This is a genomic window from Thomasclavelia saccharogumia DSM 17460, from assembly GCF_000686665.1.
Lineage (GTDB): Bacteria > Bacillota_I > Bacilli_A > Erysipelotrichales > Coprobacillaceae > Thomasclavelia > Thomasclavelia saccharogumia.
In genome coordinates this window covers 1-2161 of the sequence record NZ_JMLH01000123.1, presented here as the reverse complement: position 1 = coordinate 2161, position 2161 = coordinate 1, and the positions used below count along the sequence as shown (strand labels likewise).

The 2161-nt window shown below is 33.5% G+C and carries 1 protein-coding gene; it reads right to left on the bottom strand.

The annotated features are described in order from the left end of the window. The coding region (locus BR82_RS0114425) for a condensation domain-containing protein (RefSeq protein WP_027090729.1) at positions 1-2161 on the bottom strand (2161 nt) is incomplete at both ends.

Genomic DNA, 2161 nt, shown 5'->3' with positions numbered 1-2161 from the left:
TCACAAATTTCTTCACGTTCATAAAAATCTGCATCTAAACACATCACACTTTCGCTGTGAGACAGTATGTATTTTTTCCGTTCTTCCGGATATTCCGGATCTATCGCCACATAGGCAGCACCCGCTTTTAAAATTCCAAGGATATTAATAATGGTTTCTTTTCTTCTATTCCCTAAAACAGCAATAACATCCCCTCTCTTTATTTTCTGGTTCAATAAATAGTTTGCAATTTGTGAAGATTGCTTATCCACTTGATGGCAAGTTACACCCCCAGTATTATCTGCAATAAGAATCTTTTCAGGATATTTTTCTGCTATTTTTTTAAATGTTGTCTGTATCGGCAATATTGGCATATCCAGCTTCGTATCATTATAGGCTGTAAATACTTCCTGTTCTTTTGAATCTAAATGAGGCATGGAAATTACATTCTTTGATAAACTTTCGACAATATTAATGTACTGTTTAAACATAGTACTTATCATATTTGGCGTAAACAATTCCTTAATGTAGTCCCATGTAATCAACAATCCTTCTTTAGTTTCCATCACTTGATAGTCCAAGTATACCTGAGAGGTTTGACTAACTCCCATTTTAACTTCACCCAAATCTTCTATGGTTACTATATCACCTTCCTCCATAGAAAAGAGAAGACTCGTAAAGACAACTGGCATAACTGCCTGTTCTTTCATTTCTGCTTGTTCTGCAATTTTACGAATCACATTCATTCCATCATAATGCCTATGCTCCAGAGCATCCATTAATTGATTTTGAATCTCACTGGCTAATTTCCAAAAATCACTTCTACCAAGCAAATTAACCCGTAATAAAATTACTGAAGTAAAATCTCCAACTATGTCTGTAACACCTTCATTAAATGGATACCTGGTAAAAACTGTAACATTAATAGTCAATTCAGGTTGATTGCTCCAGTATCCTAAAACTAAAGCATATGCGGTACATAAAAGTGTAGATGTTGTTATGCCTTTCTTTTTTGCTTCCTTTTGAAGAACATTCCATTCTGATTTTGGTATCACTTTCTCAATTCTTGCAAACTGAGGTTTTCTAATTACACTTGGATCTTTTTGTAATGGAAGCATTGGCGCCGGTGGAATCAGAGATATTTGTTCCATCCAATAATCTTTATCTTCCTTATATGTACTGCTTTCACTAAAATCATTTAATGCCTCTACATAGTCTTTAAATGTAAAAGCATTCTGTCTATTCTTGTCAAACCTATCGTAGTAAAAGTCTAACAGTTGTCTAATAAATATTCTAACACTTCCTCCATCTGCTATTAACAAATCAATCCCTACAAAAAGATAATATTCCTCCTCATCAGTTCGAAATGCTTTAAACTCAAATAGAGGCCATTTTTCTGTATCAAATACATAATGGGACATTCTTTGTCTTTCTGTTTTAATAACATTCTCCTGTTCTTCATCCGTATACCCTCTAATATCATTTTCAGAGATTCTATATCTGGGCACCTCTTTCAATATTTTTTGTGTACCGCTTTTACTAATAATTGCCCGTAACATTGGCTGGATTTCAATAACTTTATTAAGGCTTTCTTCTAATTTTCTTATATTCAAGTGTGTCAATATCTCATAATATCCGTGTGTAGAAATACCACCTAAAGCAATTCCCTCGTTTCTCCCTATTAAATAAGCCATTTGGACATCTGTTAAAGGAAACTCATCATATTCAGTATCCACATTATGTTCTTTATGCTTATAAATAGTCTCCTTTAAAATTCCTTTTTTTCCTTCTATTAGTGATGCCATTTTTTCTATTGTATTAGCAGTTATAAATTCTCTAAACGATATTTTAACGTGAAATTCTTCAGTAATTTTTCCTAGAACAGCGACCATCTTTATAGAATCTCCACCTATTCTTAAAAATTGATCTTTAATCCCTATTTTCTGTATTCCAAGAATTTCTTCCCATATAATTGCCAATCTTTTTTCTGTTTGTGTATGTGGAAAAACTTTCTCTTGCGTCTTGATTGTCTGTTTGGGCTTTTTTAGCTCTTTCCTTAGAACTTTTCCATTTAGATTTAAAGGAACTTCTTCAATCCGTTCAAAGAACTTCGGCACCATATACTCAGGCAGAGTTTCTCCCAGAAAAGAACTTAATTCCTCGGTATCAATTTCGGTGTCCG